17 protein-coding genes are annotated in these 16789 nt (G+C 70.7%); 13 read left to right on the forward strand and 4 right to left on the reverse strand.

All coding sequences use genetic code 11. The features are described 5' to 3' along the window. Positions 1–25: 25 nt before the first annotated feature. From OG306_RS11175 to OG306_RS11200, 6 genes are all read left to right on the forward strand, one after another. Positions 26–1246: an alpha/beta hydrolase gene (locus OG306_RS11175; protein WP_266746037.1), complete on the forward strand. Its 1221-nt coding sequence runs from the start codon at positions 26–28 to the stop codon at positions 1244–1246. A gap of 84 nt (positions 1247–1330) precedes the next feature. After that, positions 1331–2341 carry a DUF4429 domain-containing protein gene (locus OG306_RS11180; RefSeq protein WP_327259330.1) on the forward strand — a complete coding sequence of 337 codons (1011 nt, stop codon included), beginning with the start codon at positions 1331–1333 and terminating at the stop codon, positions 2339–2341. Positions 2342–2488: 147 nt separating this feature from the next. Then, positions 2489–3874, forward strand: coding sequence for a sensor histidine kinase (locus tag OG306_RS11185; protein WP_327259329.1), 1386 nt, complete (start codon positions 2489–2491; stop codon positions 3872–3874). Continuing rightward, on the forward strand, positions 3871–4554 hold the full coding sequence (locus tag OG306_RS11190; protein ID WP_266746040.1) for a response regulator: 684 nt from the start codon (positions 3871–3873) through the stop codon (positions 4552–4554). The genes OG306_RS11185 and OG306_RS11190 overlap by 4 nt, the downstream gene beginning before the upstream one ends. A 175-nt stretch (positions 4555–4729) precedes the next feature. After that, positions 4730–5776 carry an alpha/beta hydrolase gene (locus OG306_RS11195; protein WP_266906820.1) on the forward strand — a complete coding sequence of 349 codons (1047 nt, stop codon included), beginning with the start codon at positions 4730–4732 and terminating at the stop codon, positions 5774–5776. Then, positions 5773–6990 carry an acyltransferase family protein gene (locus OG306_RS11200; RefSeq protein ID WP_371665254.1) on the forward strand — a complete coding sequence of 406 codons (1218 nt, stop codon included), beginning with the start codon at positions 5773–5775 and terminating at the stop codon, positions 6988–6990. Before OG306_RS11195 ends, OG306_RS11200 begins: the two co-directional genes overlap by 4 nt. 148 nt (positions 6991–7138) lie before the next feature. Here the strand turns inward: OG306_RS11200 and OG306_RS11205 are convergent, their stop codons facing one another. Both OG306_RS11205 and OG306_RS11210 read right to left on the reverse strand, forming a co-directional pair. Beyond that, entirely contained in the window at positions 7139–8155 is a 1017-nt protein-coding gene (locus OG306_RS11205) for an aldo/keto reductase (RefSeq protein ID WP_266906818.1), read from the reverse strand. Then, positions 8155–8616, reverse strand: coding sequence for a MerR family transcriptional regulator (locus OG306_RS11210; protein WP_266746044.1), 462 nt, complete (start codon positions 8614–8616; stop codon positions 8155–8157). The genes OG306_RS11205 and OG306_RS11210 overlap by 1 nt, the downstream gene beginning before the upstream one ends. Before the next feature lie 258 nt (positions 8617–8874). On the opposite strand from OG306_RS11210, the gene OG306_RS11215 reads away from it, so the two are divergent. Then, entirely contained in the window at positions 8875–9621 is a 747-nt protein-coding gene (locus tag OG306_RS11215) for a hypothetical protein (protein WP_266906816.1), read from the forward strand. Between the two features lie 953 nt (positions 9622–10574). Then, the gene (locus OG306_RS11220; RefSeq protein WP_266746046.1) at positions 10575–11396 is read left to right on the forward strand and encodes a serine hydrolase domain-containing protein; all 822 of its coding nucleotides are present in this window, start codon (positions 10575–10577) and stop codon (positions 11394–11396) included. Here the strand turns inward: OG306_RS11220 and OG306_RS11225 are convergent. Continuing rightward, a complete protein-coding gene (locus OG306_RS11225) occupies positions 11356–11847 on the reverse strand; it encodes an ATP-binding protein (protein ID WP_371665256.1) in 492 nt (163 codons plus the stop codon). The genes OG306_RS11220 and OG306_RS11225 overlap by 41 nt on opposite strands. Before the next feature lie 87 nt (positions 11848–11934). Here OG306_RS11225 and OG306_RS11230 point away from each other — a divergent pair, with 87 nt between their 5' ends. From OG306_RS11230 to OG306_RS11240, 3 genes are all read left to right on the forward strand, one after another. Then, positions 11935–12783: a helix-turn-helix domain-containing protein gene (locus OG306_RS11230; RefSeq protein WP_266746048.1), complete on the forward strand. Its 849-nt coding sequence runs from the start codon at positions 11935–11937 to the stop codon at positions 12781–12783. Then, entirely contained in the window at positions 12743–13009 is a 267-nt protein-coding gene (locus tag OG306_RS11235; RefSeq protein WP_266746049.1) for a DUF397 domain-containing protein, read from the forward strand. Before OG306_RS11230 ends, OG306_RS11235 begins: the two co-directional genes overlap by 41 nt. A gap of 137 nt (positions 13010–13146) precedes the next feature. Beyond that, entirely contained in the window at positions 13147–13737 is a 591-nt protein-coding gene (locus OG306_RS11240) for a GNAT family N-acetyltransferase (RefSeq protein ID WP_371665257.1), read from the forward strand. A 26-nt stretch (positions 13738–13763) separates the two neighbouring features. Here the strand turns inward: OG306_RS11240 and OG306_RS11245 are convergent, their stop codons facing one another. Next, a complete protein-coding gene (locus tag OG306_RS11245; protein WP_371665258.1) occupies positions 13764–14429 on the reverse strand; it encodes a pirin family protein in 666 nt (221 codons plus the stop codon). A gap of 146 nt (positions 14430–14575) precedes the next feature. Between OG306_RS11245 and OG306_RS11250 the strand changes: the two genes are divergently transcribed. Next, positions 14576–15775 (forward strand): PucR family transcriptional regulator, encoded by a 1200-nt coding sequence (locus OG306_RS11250; protein ID WP_266746052.1) that lies wholly within the window; start codon positions 14576–14578, stop codon positions 15773–15775. A gap of 89 nt (positions 15776–15864) precedes the next feature. After that, a complete protein-coding gene (locus tag OG306_RS11255; RefSeq protein ID WP_266752163.1) occupies positions 15865–16779 on the forward strand; it encodes an ACP S-malonyltransferase in 915 nt (304 codons plus the stop codon). The last annotated feature ends 10 nt before the right edge of the window (positions 16780–16789 follow it).

Genomic DNA, 16789 nt, shown 5'->3' on the forward strand with positions numbered 1-16789 from the left:
CCCGCGTCTCCTAATGTGGGCGGAAGTGACTTCCTTCGACACCTCCCCCACGCTCACCGCATGGCGCGCGCTGCTCGCCGTCGCGGTTGTGTTCGTGATGCTGGCGACCACGGGCTGGACCGCCGTACGTCACCAGCGCTCCGACGAGCCACGGACCCTCGCACTCGCCTCGTGGGCGCGCGGCAGCGTAGCCGGTCATGCGCTGCCGGACGCCGACGCTCCGCCGGGCCGGATGGCGCAGTTCTTCGCCACGCTCACGGCCGCGCAGCGCACCGCACTCGCGGACAAGTACCCCTTGGTCGTGGGCAATCTGAACGGCGCCCCGGTCACCCTGCGCTACCACGCCAACCAGCGGGCCCTGGTGCAGGCGCAGGCGGTCGAGCGGCAGCGCATGCACGACGAGAGGCTCTCCCCCGACGGCCGCGCCGAGGCGCTCCGGCGGATGAACCGCTTCCAGTCGATGCTGGAGAACGGCCGGCACATCCTCGCCTTCGACCCGTCCGGGAAGGGCCGCGCCGCCGAGGTGTTCGGTGATCTCGACCGGGCCGCGCGGGTCTCCGTGATCGTCCCCGGCGTCGACACCAATCTGCTGACGCTGGAGCGGACCGCCCCCATGGTGAACGCCGCCCCGGTCGGCATGGCGAAGTCGCTGTACGCGGCGGAGCGCGCCGCGCGTCCCGGTACCCGTACCGCCGTCATCGCCTGGGCCGACTACACGACACCGGCCGGGATCGGGGTGGACGCGGCGCTGGGGAACCTCGCCGAGCGCGGGGCGGTGCGGCTGAACGCCCTGGTGGGCGCGTTGCCCGGGGACGCCCCGGTCTCACTGTTCTGCCACAGCTACGGCTCGGTGCTGTGCGGTGTCGCCGCGCACGAACTGCCCTCCAGGGTCACCGACATCGCGGTCGCGGGCAGCCCCGGCATGCGGGTGGAGAACGCGGGGCAGCTGCACACCGCGGCCAGGGTGTGGGCGACGCGGGACCACGGCGACTGGATCGCGGACGTACCGAACCTGGAGCTCGGCGGGCTGGGCCACGGCGCCGACCCGGTCGACCCCGGCTTCGGCGCACGCATTGTCTCGGCGGGCGGAGCGGTCGGTCACAGCGGCTACTTCGAGCCCGGCACCGAGAGCCTCAGCAACTTCGCCGCCATCGGCGTCGGGGCCTACGCCTCCGTGAGCTGCGCGAGCTCCGACAGCACCTGTCACGACGGAGTCGCCACCGGCGGCCGGGGCCCGGGGATCTGACGGGCCCGACGAACGCAGCCGGCCGCAACATCGGGGCCGACACCGAGGGGGACGTGCGAGCAAGTGCCGCATACGATGAGGCACATGGGTGATGTGCTGGCCGGAATTCATGCCACCTGGGAGTTCGACACCGACTCCGTGCTCATCCGCTTCGAACGGGGTATACGCACACCGAAGCTCTTCCAGAGCCTGCGTGAGCGCCGCGTCCCGCACACGGCGCTGTCGTCGGTGACGCTGACCCCCGGCAAGCGGGGCACGGTGGTCCTGCACGCGGTGCCGAGACCCGGCGCCGACCCGTTGCTGGAGGCCGCGGCGGGGCAACTGAAGGCCGGCAGCGATCCGTACCGGCTGGTGCTTCCGGCCGAGCGCGAGATGCTCGCCGAGTACTACGCGGACGACCTGCGCGCCCGGCTCGGTTCCGATGCCGCGGAGCCCGCCGAGCGGTTCCTGGTCGCTGCCCCCGAGGCCCCGATGCAGTTCAAGGCGTACGACGGCCGGGCCAGCTTCGACGGTGACCGGATCTCCTTCCGCTGGTTCTGGACGGGCGCCTCCACGGCGAAGTGGAAGGCCGGCGACCAGACGTTTCCGGTGACGGAGCTGTGCGGGGTCGAGTGGCGCTCGCCGGAGGCCTTCGACGGCTATCTGCGGCTGGTGCCGAGGGGCCGGCAAGGCGCAGGGGCCGGACCGGGCGCTGGGGCCGGCCTCCGCATGAGCACCGCTTCCGGCCCGGGTGCGGGTGACGGTACCGGCACCGGTACGGAGCTGGGCACGGGGCTCGCCGCCGGCCTGCTGCCGAGCGCGCAGCCGATGGCGCCCCGCCCCACCCGGGCCGATCAGGACCCGGCCGCGGTGGTCTTCGGCCTCGGCTACGGCCCGGTGCACGAGTCGCTGCCGTTCGCCGCGGCCGTACTGGAATCCGTACGCAGGAAGCAGCCGTCGTCCGCCACGCCGGCAACCGTTCCGGCGGGCGTGGGGCGGCGCGATCCCGCGGACATCGCGGAGCGGATCCGGCACCTCGGGGAGCTGCACCAGGCGGGGCTGGTGACGGACGACGAGTTCAGCGCGAAGAAGGCGCAGCTGCTCGCCGACCTGTAGGCGTGCGGCGTGCGGTGGCCTGGTGTCCATGGCTGCCGGGTCGGCGGGCAAGCTCGACGGCAGTACCCACGTACGAGAAGGACGGCGGTGGACCGGAACCCCGGTATGACGTCACCGGGCCGGTCCACTGCCTACGCTGATCAAGCCATGTCCACTTCCCCGCCGCACAAGCCGCACAAGCCGCGCAAGCCGCCGACGCCGCCCGCGCCACCGACGCCGCCCTCATCTCCCCCGCCACCCGCCGTCGACGGCCTGCTGAGTGCCGCCCGGCGCAATCTGCGCGAGTTCGCGCACGGGCTCTCGCACCCGTCCCACCCCGCGACGCCGCTCCTCGCGAATGCTCCGAAGCGGTGGCAGCGACTGCTGCCGTACGTCGTCGTCCTCGCCCTCGTCGCCACCTTCATCCCGGTCACGATCAATGTCCTGACCGAGGGGTACGGCGTGAACGGAGGACTGGCGGGAGCCCTGGCCGTCGCGCAGGCGGCGCCGCTCCTGATGCTGGCGCACCGGCCACTGCAGGCGTGGTGGATCGTCTTCCCCGCGGACATCCTCGGTGCGGCCGCACTGCTCGGGTATCCGGTCGGCACGTTCGACATCTGGCCATGGCCCCCGCCCACCCTGGTCGGCTATCTCTTCGTGCTGCTCGCGCTGGCCCTGCGCGAGACCCGGCGGACCCTGATCTCGGTCTGGGTGGCGACGGGCGCGGCGAGCCTGTTTCTGCACCTGATCGCGCCGGAGCGCAGCAACGGCAGCGCGCTGCTGCTCGTGATCCTCGGTGCGGTGGTCCTGGTGATCGGCGCGGCGGTGCGGGAACGGGGTGACGCGCAGCGTCGGCTCGCCGAGCAGGAGACCATCAGCGAGGCCGAGCGGGCGCAGCGGACGCTGCTGGAGGAGCGCACCAGGATCGCCCGCGAGCTGCACGACGTGGTCGCGCACCACATGTCCGTGATCACGGTCCAGGCCGATTCGGCGCCCTACCGGATCAGCGGACTGCCCGAGGAGGCGCGCGAGGAGTTCGCCGCGATCGCGGCGAGCGCGCGGGAGTCGCTCACGGAGATGCGGCGGCTGCTGACGGTGCTGCGCAGCGAGGGCACGGAGGGCGAGCGGGCGCCGCAGCCGGGGCTCGACCGGGTGCAGCAGCTGGTGGAGGCGACGGTGCGGGCGGGGCTGCCGGCCGAGCTGTCACTGGCCGCCGATCTGCCGGACGTACCGCAGGCGGTGGATCTGTCGGCGTACCGGATCGTGCAGGAGGCCCTGGCGAACGTGGTCCGGCACGCGCCCGGCGCGCGGACCCGGGTGTCGATCACGTCGGACGGTGAGCACCTGACCGTGCTGGTGGTCAACGGCCGGGCGGAGCAGCCCGGTTCGCCGCTGGAGACGACCGGGACCGGACACGGCCTGGTCGGCATGCGGGAACGCGTACGGTTGACGGGCGGCACCCTGGACACCGGACCGCTGCCGGACGGCGGCTTCCGGGTCGCCGCGCGGCTGCCGCTCGCCGCCGCTTCGCCCCCGGCCTCGGAGGACTCTTGACCATCCGCGTGATCATCGTCGACGACCAGGCCATGGTGCGGGCGGGGTTCGCGGCACTGCTCGCGGCACAGAGCGACATCGACGTGGTCGGTGAGGCACCGGACGGGCGCCAGGGCATCGACGTCAGCCGGCGGGTCCACCCGGACGTGGTCCTGATGGACGTCCGGATGCCCGAGATGGACGGCCTGGCGGCGGCCCGTGAGCTGCTGAACCCGCCGGTGGGGGTGGTGCACCTGCCCAAGGTTCTGATGCTCACCACGTTCGACGTGGACGACTACGTGTACGAGGCGCTGCGCGCCGGGGCGTCCGGCTTCCTGCTGAAGGACGCGCCGCCGGCGGATCTGATCTCGGCGGTACGGGTGGTCGCGGCGGGCGAGGCGCTGCTGGCGCCGTCCGTGACCCGGCGCCTGATCGCGGACTTCGCCCGGCAGGGGCCGTCCGGCGCCGCCCGGAGCGGGCAGGCGCTGCGGCTGAACGGGCTGACTCCGCGCGAGAGGGAGGTGCTGGAGCTGATTGCGCGGGGGCTGTCCAACCAGGAGATCGCGGGCCGGCTGGTGCTGGCCGAGCAGACGGTGAAGACGCACATCGGGCGGGTACTGGCCAAGCTGGACCTGCGGGACCGCGCACAGGCGGTGATCTTCGCGTACGAGGCAGGGGTGGTGGTACCGGGAGAACAGTGACGGTGGTCTCCCCCCGCCCACCTCACCGGCAGGCCCCCCGTACACCCCCTACCCGGGTATCAATCCGCACTTGGCTCCTCGGTGCGACGCTTCCGCACCCACCCTCTTCCTACCTTCCTCTCCGTCGCGCCGAACGGCGTGCGGGAACCGGATCAGCCGGAGAGGGAGGGGCGGGATGCGCCGTTATGCAAGGAATCTGGTCGCGGTCGCGCTGGCCACCACCATGGTGGCGGGGACGGCCGGCTGGGCGTCCGGGAACGCGCAGCAGGCCCTGACCGGGCCACCTCCCGGAACCGCGGCGTGGCGCGCGGATCGGGTGCTGGGGCGTGAGCTGCCGGACCCGGGGCGGACCACCCCCGCCGAAGTGGGCCGCTTCTTCCGGGGGTTGACCGCCGCGCAGCAACAGGCCCTGGTCGTACGGCATCCACTCGTCGTCGGCAACCTGGACGGCGTACCCGTCGAACTGCGCTACCGGGCCAACGCCCGTTCCCTGCAAGCCGGTCACGACCCCAGGTACCGGCATCTCGTCGGGCCGGGACACCGGCAGATCCTCGCCTTCGACCCGCGCGGACGCGGTCAAGTGGCCGAGGTCTTCGGGGACTTGAACACCGCACGCCATGTGGCGGTCGTGGTGCCGGGCTCGGACATCGACGCCGGGACCTTCGACCGTACGAACGATGTGTACGGCACTCCGTCAGGCATGGCGAAGTCCCTGTACGCCCAGACCGGACGCGGCAGCGCCGTCATCGCCTGGGCCGGGTACACCACCCCCGTGGGCGTCGGCCTCGATGCCGCGACCGGGTCGCTCGCCAAGGCCGGGGCCGACCGGCTGACCCGGTTCGCGGCCGGGCTGGCCGCCGACGGCGTGCCGGCGCCCGCCGTGTTCTGCCACAGCTACGGCTCCGTCGTGTGCGGCCTCGCCGCGTCCCGGCTGCGTGCCGCGGACCTGGTCGTCCTCGGCTCGCCCGGGATGCGTGCCGACAACGTCGCCGATCTGCACACCACCGCAAGGGTATGGGCCGCCAAGGACGCCACTGACTGGATCGACGACGTACCGAACGTCGAGGTGGCGGGGCTCGGGCACGGCCCCGATCCGACCGGCCCGGGGTTCGGCGCACGCCGCGTCCCGGCTCACGACGCCCACGGGCACACCGGCTACTTCTCCCCCGGTACGGACTCGCTCCGCACCTTCGCCTCGATCGCGCGGGGAGAAGCCCGATGAGCCTCACCGCCCTCACCACCCTTGCGCGGCGCATCGACGCCCGTACGCCCGCCCATCGCGACCGGGCCATCGACGGCCTGCGCGCCCTCGCGCTGCTGGCCGTCCCGACCGGCCACTGGCTGCTCGGCGGTTTCGGCCTCGACAGCGACGGCGCGCTGCACAATGCCAGTCCGCTGTCGACGTTCGGCGGCCTCGCCCCGGTGAGCTGGGTGCTTCAGATGCTGGGCATCTTCTTTCTGGTCGGCGGGTACGCCTCTGTGCTCTCGTACCGCCGCAGGGAGTCCACTACCGGCGCCTGGCTGCGCGGACGCGTCGCCCGACTGGGCAGGCCGGTGATCGGGGTGACGGCCGTCTGGGCGGCGCTGATCCCGGTGCTGAGCGCGCTCGGCGTGCCCGGTGACACCCTGCGGACCGGGTCGACGCTGGTGATCCAGCCACTGTGGTTCGTCGGGGTGTACACCGTGGTCACGGCGCTCACCCCGTACTGTGTCAAGGCCGCGCGGAAACTGGGCGGCTGGGCCGCTGTGCCGTTGCTCGGGTCGGTCGCCGCCGTCGACTTCCTGCGGTACGGGCCGTTCGCCGACGCCATGCCGTCCTGGCTGAGCGTGCTGAACATCCTTCCGGGCTGGCTCTTCGCGTACCAGCTCGGGGTCTCCTGGGGCGAGGGCCGGATCGGCAGGCGGGGCGCCCGGCTGTTGCTGATCGGTGGGACGGTGTTGTTCGCCGCGCTGCTGCTCGTCCTCCACTACCCGGCGTCGATGGTCGGCGTCCCCGGCGAGGCGCGGACGAACTCGCACCCGCCGTCGCTGCTCGTCCTGGCGCTGGCCGCCGCTCAGAGCGGTGCGGCGATCCTGCTGCGGGACCGGATCGGCGGGCTGCTGCGCAGGCCACTGCTGTGGGCGCCGGTCGTCGTCATCAATCTGTCCGCGATGACGATCCTGTGCTGGCACCAGACGGCGATGCTGGCCGCGGCGGTCCCGGCGTCGTTCGCCGGTGCGGTGCCGGGGCTGACGACCGGGCCCGGGACGGTCGGCTGGATCCTGGCGCGGGTGGCGTGGCTGCCGGTGTTCGCGGGGCTGCTGGCGCTGATCGCCCGATACGCCCGACGCTTCGAGGCCCCGTGGCAGACCGGCACACACGCGGCGAACGCCCGCCGGGCGTTGGCGGGCCTGCTGGCGACGGGATTCGCGGTGTACGCGCTGGGGCTGGCGTAGGACGGTTGCCGGGCCGCCCGGCAACCAGGGGCATCCTCCGGCCCGGCACGGCACAACCCGGCCTGCCCGGCGCTTGAGGGCATCTTTCAAGGCCGTCCGGCGCTTGAGGGCACCACGATCGCCGGGCGCCCGGGCCCGCTGGGAACGACTACTCGCGCGCGGCGGACGTCGAGCTCATGTCCGGGTACCGGTCCCCCGCCACCTGCCCCGCGATCGGCTCCAGCAACACCAGCTCCTGGTCCGTCAGCGTGAGCCGGGTGGCGGCCACGTTCTCCAGCAGCCGGCTGCTCCTGCGGGTGCCCGGGATCGGCACCACGGTCAGCCCGTGCACCTGGGCCCGCTGCTGCACCCACGCGAGCGCCACCTGCGCGGCAGACACCCCGTGCGCCGCCGCGATCTTGTGGACGGGCTCCAGCAGCGCGGCGTTCGCCTTCGCGTTGTCGCCCGTGAAGCGCGGCTGGAACCGGCGGAAGTCGCCCTTCGAAAGGTCCTTGGCCGCGTCCGCGAACGCTCCGGTCAGAAAACCCCGGCCGAGCGGCGAGTACGGCACGACGGTCACCCCGAGCTCGACGGCGGCGGGCACGGCGCTGCGCTCGACGTCCCGGCTGAAGAGCGACCACTCGGACTGCAGGGCCGCGATCGGGTGCACCGCGTACGCCTCGCGCAGCTCAGCACCGGTCACCTCGCTCAGCCCGAGCTGCTTCACCTTGCCCTGCCGCACCAGCTCGGCCATCGCGCCGACGGACTCGGCGAGCGGGACGGCCGGGTCGCGGCGGTGCATGTAGTACAGGTCGATGACATCGGTGTTCAGCCGGCGCAGGCTGTCCTCGACGGCGCGGCGGATGTACGCGGGGTCGTTGCGCACGCCCCGGTAGTGCGGGTCGTCGTCCTTCCGCTCGATGGCGAACTTCGTGGCGAGCGTGATCTCGTCGCGGTGCGCCCCGACGAACGGGGCGAGGAACTCCTCGTTGGCGCCGCTCCCGTAGATGTCGGCGGTGTCGAAGAGGGTGACGCCCGCCGCCAGCGCCGTCTCCAGCGTCTCGCGGGCGGCGGACTCATCGGTGTCCCCGTAGAACTCGCTCATGCCCATGCAGCCGAGTCCCTGCACGCCGACCTGCGGGCCGCCGCTGCCGAGCTCCACGGTGGCGATCTTGTCGTCAGACATCAGGCACAGGGCCTTTCCGGCGCCCGTCGGGCACTCGCATAGAAGTCGATCTTGTGGTCGAGGACGGCGAGGGTGTCCTGGAGCTCCGCGATCCGCGTCCTCACGTCGCGGCGGGTCGCCTCCAGCAGCTCCTGCCGTTCCTCGAAGGTGTGCTCGCCCTCGCGCAGCAGCTCCGCGTACCGGACCATGTCGGCGACCGGCATCCCGGTCAGCCGCAGCTTGCCGACGAACGCCAGCCAGTCCAGGTCACGGTTGGTGAAGCGGCGCTGACCGGTGTGCGACCGGTCGACGTGCGGCATCAGCCCGATCCGCTCGTACCAGCGCAGGGTGTGCGCGGTGAGCCCGGTGAAGGCGACGACCTCACTGATGGTGTAGCGGTCCTGCCCCTCAGGACGCGGATGCGCCCGCGGGGCCGAGGCGCAGACATCCACTTTCACGGAAGTGCTCTCCATCACCGTCATGACCTCCACGCTAGAACCTTGGAGTGCACTCTAAGCAAGCGCAATCGGGGACGGAATCCGAGTGCGTCCCGTCTCGGGGCCACGCTAGGATCAAGAAATTTCGATGCGGGGGACATCATGGTGCGACAGTCCGGTCAGCGTGAACGCCTTCGGCGTGTGTCCGAACGACGCCGGGGCGCGGGACGGTCGGAATCCCATGGGAATGCCACTCGGACGGCGATCGTAGCGGCGGTTCTGACTGGTTTATCCGCGGTGATCGTGAGCGTCATCACCGGCCTGGGGTCATCACTTCAGGGATTCATCACCGACGCACTGTTCGACGAGAAGGGACCGGCCGCTTCGGCCCCGCCCCACTCGGACCCGTCGACGCCGATCAAAGTGGTGGTCCTGCCGGACGAAGGCGGCACCTATTTGGTTTCGGAGAAAAGGGTCGAAAGCGCCGAGGACAAGGCGGTATTGACCGGCAGTGCGACTCCGGAGACATGGAACCGCCTGCTCCGGAAAATTGGCGCAGTCACCCTCAACAGGACCGCCTACACGGTGACCGTCACCAACGCGTCCTCCTCGCCGGTCAGGGTGGTGAACATCGTCCCGGTGATCACACGACGCACCAAGGCGATCGACACCACGATGATCGTGCCCCTCGGGGGCATGGAATCGGACACCATCCCGGTCGAACTGAACCTGGACAACCGGTACCCCAAGTTCACACAGAACGGAAAGCCCTATTTCACCCGGAAATCACAGGTCCTCAAGCCCGGGGACGGTTTCGTCATGGCCGTGGAGTCGAAACTGCTGGGCAGGGAGTACGTCGAATACCACCTGAGGGTGGATTACATCGACAACAAAGGCAGTAAGCATTCTCTCCAGGTGAAGGAACCCGATACCACCGTGGGCAGGTTCCGCGTTTCCGGACGTGTCGACGACAAGGAATACACCGACTATTGGGGCTCCAACGAAGGGGGAACGGGGCGCAGGCTGTACAGCACGGGGGAAAGAAAGTAGCCGAGGCGGGGACCGAGGCGTTCGAACGTGCCCGTTACGCTCGTGCGCATGCAGAGCCTCTCCCGGGAGGCCAGACGGCCCTGATGCTCACCGACCGCACGCAGAACCTTCTCGTCCTGGGATGTGAGGTGCTTGAGGCGGTCCCGGATTGCCACCCCGAGCGTTGCTTCGAAGCGTGGTCGCATCAACACTGCCACCGAATCCGCAGCACCCGCTTCGGCAACGAGGATTCTGATCTTTACGAAGGTTGCCTCGGGAGCGACGATCCGGTCGTGAAACACCGCTTGAATGCATTACCGGAGAGGTCGAAAGCAGCCCGACCGCATCCTATCTAATTCCAATCCTCCAAGCATCCGCGGTCGGGCTCTTCTTGTAGAAGACGTTGGGCTGGATGGGTTCGCACGCGCCACAAGAACCTGGCCCGGCTGCAGCTCTATTTCCTTGCTGAACGATGTCCCTCTCCGCCCTCGGCGAGTCACTATGAATTCCAAATCATGCTTTCCGGGCCCGATTCCAACGAATTTCGGGAGCCTCTCGCTCTTACTGCGAGCGCAGAGGGATTCCCCATTTTCCTTGATCCATACAATGCTCCACTTGGGCGACATACTGCGCGGCGGGTCTCGAATGTCCGCATCGAGCAACACCCCCGTGCGTCCGCGACGGAGAGCTCGGCTCAGATAGATCTGAGCAACCCAAGGAATCTTTTCCGTGGCTTCCAGCTCGGTCACACTGAGCGGACTGCCCGACATTCTTCACCCGCCTTTTCCACTGACGTCGGTCCGCCCTATCTCCACCTGACGCCGATTCCGCGCTGGAACGTGCGCCCCCGACGGGCAGTTGCCTGCGTCGGGTAACCAACGGGCCAAGCCATCAGCCGACCCTTCAGTGCCGAAGCAGTGTGCCGTCGTCGGGCGGCCGGTGACTCGACATCCCTGCCCGTTACGCTCGTATGCATGCAGAGCCTGGCGATGATCGACAACTGGCCCGTCCCCACCGCGGCTGCGGCCGTCGTACGAGCGGATGGCACCGTCGTCGGTACGCACGGCCCGACCGCGCACCGCTTCCCGCTCGCCTCCGTCACCAAGCCGCTCGCGGCCTACGCGGCGCTCGTCGCGTACGAGGAGGGCGCGGTCGAGCTCGACGAGCCGGCCGGACCCGAGGGTTCCACCGTCCGGCATCTGCTCGCGCACACCAGCGGGCTCGCCTTCGACGAGCACCGGGTGACAGCAGCTCCGGGCACCCGGCGGCTCTACTCCAACGCGGGCTTCGAGGTGCTCGGCGACCACATCGCCAAGGCCACCGACATCCCGTTCCCGGAGTACGTGCGCCAGGCGGTGCTGGAGCCGCTGGGGATGACGGCGACGGCGGTAGACGGCTCGCCCGCCAAGGACGGTGTGTCGACCGTCGACGACCTGGTGCGGTTCGCCGCGGAGGTACAGGCCCCGCGGCTGCTCGACCCGCGTACGGTGCTCGCCGCGCAGACCGTCGTGCATCCCGGCCTGAAGGGTGTACTGCCCGGCTACGGCCACCAGAACCCCAACGACTGGGGGCTCGGCTTCGAGATCCGGAACCACAAGTCGCCTCACTGGACGGGCAGTTCATCGTCACCCGCGGCCTTCGGACACTTCGGACAGTCCGGCACGTTCCTGTGGATCGACCCGGTCGCGGGGGCGGCCTGCGTCGCCCTCACCGACCGGGCCTTCGGCCCGTGGGCGGTCGAGGTGTGGCCCGCGTTCACGGACGCGGTGCTCGCGGAGCTCCGTTCCGGCCGCTGAGCCACGCCTCGTCCGGTCCGTCCGCCGCCTTCCCGGACAGGCACTCGAACCACACCGTCTTGCCGGTGCCGTCGCGGCGCGGTTCCGCGCCCCAGCGGTCGGTGACGGCGTCGACGAGGACCAGCCCCCTCCCGCCCTCGTCGAGGGCATCACCCAGTACCGCGCGGGGCAGTTCCGGGCAACCGTCCGCGACCTCGACCCGCACGCCCCCGGCCGGGAGCAGGAAGATGAGCGTCTGGCAACGGCGGCCGGGGACGTGCCGTACGACATTGGCGATCAGTTCGGTGAGCGCCAGCTCCGCCGCGTCGGCCACGTCGAGAAGCCCCCAGCCGGTGAGGTAGAGGCGCAGGATGCGGCGCAGATGCCTGGCCGAGTGCTCGCCCAGCGCGAAGTCGGCGCGGTAGGTCGCCTCCAGCGAGTCGTCGGCCTGCGGATCAATTACGTGATTCATGTCACCAGAGTGCAGCGGCGCGATTACGCTCGGCTACGTACGGAAACGAACGCCGCGAGGCGTTGAACGCCGGAGGTGCCCCCCGCCGTGGCCAACATTCAGACTCTCGATCCCAGCGCCTCCCCGTTGGACTACTACGGCTGGGAGCTGCGCCGCCAGAGAGAGGCCCACAACCTCAAACAGGGGCAGCTCGGCGACATCATCTTCTGCACCGGCTCTCTGATCGGCCAGATCGAGACGACGAAGAAGATCCCCACCCGCGACTTCTCCGAGCGGGTGGACGCGGCACTCGGCACGGACGGCGTGTTCTCGCGCCTCGTCGGCCTGGTCCTGCGCAGCCAGCTGCCGACCTGGTTCCAGCCGTACGCGGACATGGAGGCCCGTGCGGCGTACATCTCCACGTACCAGGCGCAGTTGGTGTACGGGCTGTTGCAGACGGAGGAGTACGCGCGGGCGGTACTGGCCACCGGCATGCCGGACGACCTCGAAAACCTGGTGGCGGCCCGGATCGAGCGTCAGCGGATCCTGGAGCGGGAACGGCCGCCGCTCGCCTGGGCCATTCTCGACGAGGCGGTGCTGCACCGGCCGATAGGAGGCTGTGAGGTCATGCGGAACCAACTCGCTCGCCTGTTGGAGTACGTCGACCACCGGTGGATGCGGATCCAGGTGATGCCCTTCGCGGCCGGTCAACACGCAAGCCTGGACGGCGCGTTCAATCTCCTGCGCTTCGACGACGACCCCGACATCGTCTACACGGAGGACATCGTTTCCGGCCATATGACCGCCAATCCCGACACCCTCAGAGAGGCCTCACTCCGATACGCTCATTTGCAGGCCGCCGCCCTCTCTGTTGAGGACTCCGCGGCCCTGATCACCCGCGTGATGGAGGAGCGTTATGGAGACCGGTCCCGACCTGAAGAACGCGCGGTGGCGTAAGTCGAGTTACAGCGGAAGCACCGGCGGCGACTGCGTCGAGTGCACTGTGACCGGCAGCGCGGCCTGGCGTAAGTCAAGCTACAGCGGAAACACCGGCGGCGAATGCGTCGAGGTGGCCGACGGCCTCCCCTGCGCCGTCCCCGTCCGCGACAGCAAGAACCCGGACGGCCCCGTCATGACCGTCGGGGCCGACGCCTGGCAGAGCTTCGTGGACGGGCTCCGCTGACGTCACCGGAAGCCCTGTGCGACGGAGGGGGCCCGGGACGACCACCCATGGTCGTCCCGAGCCCCCTTCCTGTCCCCCGGGACAGGCGCCCCCGACGCCGTGCCCTCCGCCCCGGGGAACCGCTACGCTCTCCGGCCATGGCCGACATAGTCCGCGCCGCCGCCTCCGACGTCCCGGCGCTCGCTTCCGTGCTCGCCAGCGCCCATGCCGAGGACCCCGTCTGGTCCTGGCTGATGCCGCACGACCGGGACCGGAGGCTGCGGTTGCTGTTCACCGCGCATCTGGCGCAGCAGGTTCCGGCGGGCCGGGTGTGGACCGATCCGGACCGCACGGTGGCGGCGGTGTGGGCGGAGCCCGGGCAGTGGAAGCTGCCGGTGAGCTATCTGCTGCGCAACGCGGGCACGCTGCTGCGGGCGGGACGGGCCCAACTCCCTCGTACCGGAATGCGGTTGCTGGCCCTTGAGCACCGCCACCCGGCCGACCCCGCGCACTGGTACGTCGAGTACATCGGCACCCATGCGGACGCGCGCGGCACCGGGCGCGGGTCGCAGGTGCTGGGCGGGCTGCTGGAACAGGCGGACGCGGACGGACGGCCGGTGTTCCTGGAGTCGAGCAACCGCCGCAATCTGACGTTCTACCGGCGGCACGGCTTCGCGGTGCACGAGGAGATGACGTTTCGGGCAGGGCCGCCGATGTGGTCGATGTGGCGCCAGGACACCGGCCGGTAGCCGAGGCCGACAACCGGGCCGGTGATTCAGGCCGACAGCTCCCAGATCAGCACCTCGGCCGACGCGGCCGTCTCTGCCGCGACCAGCTCCAGGCCCTCCTCCCCCGTGATCCGCACCGAGTCGCCCGCCTCCAGTTCCTCGTCCCCGAGCCGTACGCCCCCGGCCGTCACGTGGACGTACACCCGCGCCGCGTCCGGCACCACCGTGCGTCCCCCCGCGGCCAGTCTGCGTACGTGCAGCATCGCACCGGCCGCCGGGAGGGCGTACGGGGTGGAGTCGTCGATGCCGGGAACGATCGTGTACGAGGGCTCGCCGCCCGGTTCGAGCGGTGCCAGCCACATCTGAAGGAACGTCAGTGGACTGTCCCCGTCGTTGCGTTCGACGTGGCGGACGCCCGACGCGGCGCCGAGGTGCTGGAGGTCCCCGGCGCGTACGACCGTGGCGTGTCCGGTCGAATCGCGGTGGGTCAGTTCGCCCTCGACCACCCAGGTGACGATCTCCGTATGGCTGTGGGGGTGTTCGTCGAAGGCCGCGCCGGGCTCCAGCCGCTCCTCGTTGCACGCCAGGATCGCGCCGAAGCGGAGGTTGTCCGGATCGTAGAAGGCACCGAACGAGAAGGCGTGCAGGGACTCGATGCCGGCGGCCTCGTCCCCGCCCGTGAAGCGGTCGTCGCAGCGCTGAACGGATATCACCCGTCCACGGTAGCCCGGCGCGGGCCGCCCGGGACCTCCCCCGCGGGCCTGCGCCCCCTCCTCGGCCCCCGCCCGCTACCCGGCGGTGCGACCCGCCACCGCCCCGGCCCTCCGTTCACGTGGCCCGATAAGGCAGTCTTGTGTTCGTGCCCCGACCCGATCCTGAGCAGCCCGCTGCGAACGCCGCCCACCTGCATGCCGCGACCCTGAAACGGCTGGAACAGTCCTCCGGCCGGCTCGCCGCCAACGCGATCGCCCGCATGGACGAGACACTCCCGTGGTATCGGGCGATGCCGCCGGAGAACCGGTCCTGGATCGGCCTGGTGGCCCAGGCCGGAATCGCGGCGTTCACCGAGTGGTTCCGGCATCCGGAGACCCCCCAGGCCATCTCCACCGATGTGTTCGGCACGGCTCCGCGCGAGCTGACCCGGGCGATCACCCTGCGGCAGACCGTCGAGATGGTGCGTACGACGATCGAGGTCATGGAGGCCGCGATCGAGGAGGTCGCCGCGCCCGGCGACGAGTCCGTACTGCGGGAGGCGCTGCTCGTCTACGCCCGGGAGATCGCCTTCGCCACCGCCCAGGTGTACGCGCAGGCCGCCGAGGCCCGGGGCGCCTGGGACGCCCGGCTGGAATCGCTCGTGGTGAACGCGGTGCTGTCCGGCGAGGCCGACGAGGGCGCCGTGTCGCGCGCCGCGGCGCTCGGCTGGAACTCCCCCGAGCACGTCTGCGTGGTGCTCGGTACGGCCCCGGACGGCGACAGCGAGCTGACCGTGGAGGCGATCCGGCGGGCCGCCCGGCACGCGAAGCTCCAGGTCCTGACCGGGGTGCTCGGCAACCGCCTCGTCGTCATCGCGGGCGGCAGCGACAACCCGCTTCAGGTCGCGAAGGCGCTGATCGGCCCGTACGCGGCAGGTCCCGTCGTCGCCGGGCCCGTGGTGCCCGACCTGCTGGCGGCCACCCGGTCCGCGCAGGCGGCGGCCGCCGGGCTCAAGGCGTGCAGCGCCTGGCAGGACGCCCCGCGGCCGGTGCTGGCCGACGATCTGCTGCCGGAGCGCGCGATGGCGGGCGACCCCGCCGCACGGGACCAGTTGGTGGAGGAGATCTACAGACCGCTGGAAGAAGCGGGTTCCGCGCTCCTGGAGACGCTGAGTGTGTATCTGGAGCAGGCGAGCAGCCTGGAGGGCGCGGCGAGGATGCTCTTCGTCCACCCCAACACCGTGCGCTACCGGCTCCGACGTGTGACTGACGTCACCGGCTGGTCACCTTCCGACGTCCGCTCGGCGTTCACTCTGCGAATCGCCCTGATTCTGGGGCGCTTGGCCGCCAGAGATCCCCAGTCCTAGACTTTTGTCGGACATCAACAATTCCCCATACGGTTCTTCGTCCCTGTCCCCACGGGTGTTCCGGACCGTTCACAAGAGAGAGTGTGAGGGTGCTCGTACTCGTCGCTCCCGGCCAAGGCGCTCAGACGCCCGGCTTCCTGACCCCCTGGCTCGACCTCCCCGGTGCCACCGACCGCGTCGCGGCCTGGTCCGATGCCATCGGGCTCGACCTCATCCACTACGGCACCGAGGCCGACGCGGAGGCAATCCGTGACACCGCGGTGGCGCAGCCGCTGCTGGTTGCCGCCGGTCTGCTGTCGGCCGCCGCGCTCGACGCGTCGCCCGACATCGTCGCAGGTCACAGCGTGGGTGAGATCACCGCAGCGGCCCTCGCCGGAGTCATCGACGACGAGGCGGCTCTCCGTCTCGTACGTACCCGTGGGCTCGCCATGGCCGACGCAGCGGCGGTCACCGAGACCGGCATGGCGGCGCTGCTCGGCGGCGATCCCGAGGTGACGGTCCCGCACCTTGAGAAGCTCGGGCTGACCCCGGCCAACGTCAACGGTGGCGGCCAGATCGTCGCCGCCGGCACCGCCGCGCAGATCACCGCGCTGACCGAGGACATGCCCGAGGGCGTACGCCGCGTGGTGCCCCTCAAGGTCGCCGGCGCCTTCCACACGCACCACATGGCGCCCGCCGTCGACCGGCTGCGCGAGGCCGCCCTGGCGGCGAAAATCGCCGACCCGACCGTGACATATGTCTCGAACGCCGACGGGCAGCCCGTGGCCATCGGCGAGGAGGTCATCTCGCGGCTGGTCGGTCAGGTGGCCAACCCGGTCCGCTGGGACCTGTGCATGGAGACCTTCAAGGAGATGGGCGTCACGGCTCTCATCGAGGCGTGCCCCGGCGGCACCCTCACGGGTCTCGCGAAGCGCGCGATGCCCGGTGTGCAGACCCTCGCGCTCAAGACCCCCGACGACCTCGACGCGGCCCGCGCGCTCATCTCCGAGCACGCGGGCGCCTAAGGAGCCCGAG

Source organism: Streptomyces sp. NBC_01241, from assembly GCF_041435435.1.
In the GTDB taxonomy this organism is placed as follows: domain Bacteria; phylum Actinomycetota; class Actinomycetes; order Streptomycetales; family Streptomycetaceae; genus Streptomyces.

Coding starts and splice junctions, on each gene's coding strand:
- OG306_RS11210 (WP_266746044.1), bottom strand. CDS start 8,616: ATGACGGTGATGGAGAGCACTTCCGTGAAAGTGGATGTCTGCGCCTCG.
- OG306_RS11240 (WP_371665257.1), top strand. CDS start 13,147: ATGGCCGACATAGTCCGCGCCGCCGCCTCCGACGTCCCGGCGCTCGCT.
- OG306_RS11185 (WP_327259329.1), top strand. CDS start 2,489: ATGTCCACTTCCCCGCCGCACAAGCCGCACAAGCCGCGCAAGCCGCCG.
- OG306_RS11195 (WP_266906820.1), top strand. CDS start 4,730: ATGCGCCGTTATGCAAGGAATCTGGTCGCGGTCGCGCTGGCCACCACC.
- OG306_RS11235 (WP_266746049.1), top strand. CDS start 12,743: ATGGAGACCGGTCCCGACCTGAAGAACGCGCGGTGGCGTAAGTCGAGT.
- OG306_RS11205 (WP_266906818.1), bottom strand. CDS start 8,155: ATGTCTGACGACAAGATCGCCACCGTGGAGCTCGGCAGCGGCGGCCCG.
- OG306_RS11180 (WP_327259330.1), top strand. CDS start 1,331: ATGGGTGATGTGCTGGCCGGAATTCATGCCACCTGGGAGTTCGACACC.
- OG306_RS11220 (WP_266746046.1), top strand. CDS start 10,575: ATGCAGAGCCTGGCGATGATCGACAACTGGCCCGTCCCCACCGCGGCT.
- OG306_RS11200 (WP_371665254.1), top strand. CDS start 5,773: ATGAGCCTCACCGCCCTCACCACCCTTGCGCGGCGCATCGACGCCCGT.
- OG306_RS11225 (WP_371665256.1), bottom strand. CDS start 11,847: ATGAATCACGTAATTGATCCGCAGGCCGACGACTCGCTGGAGGCGACC.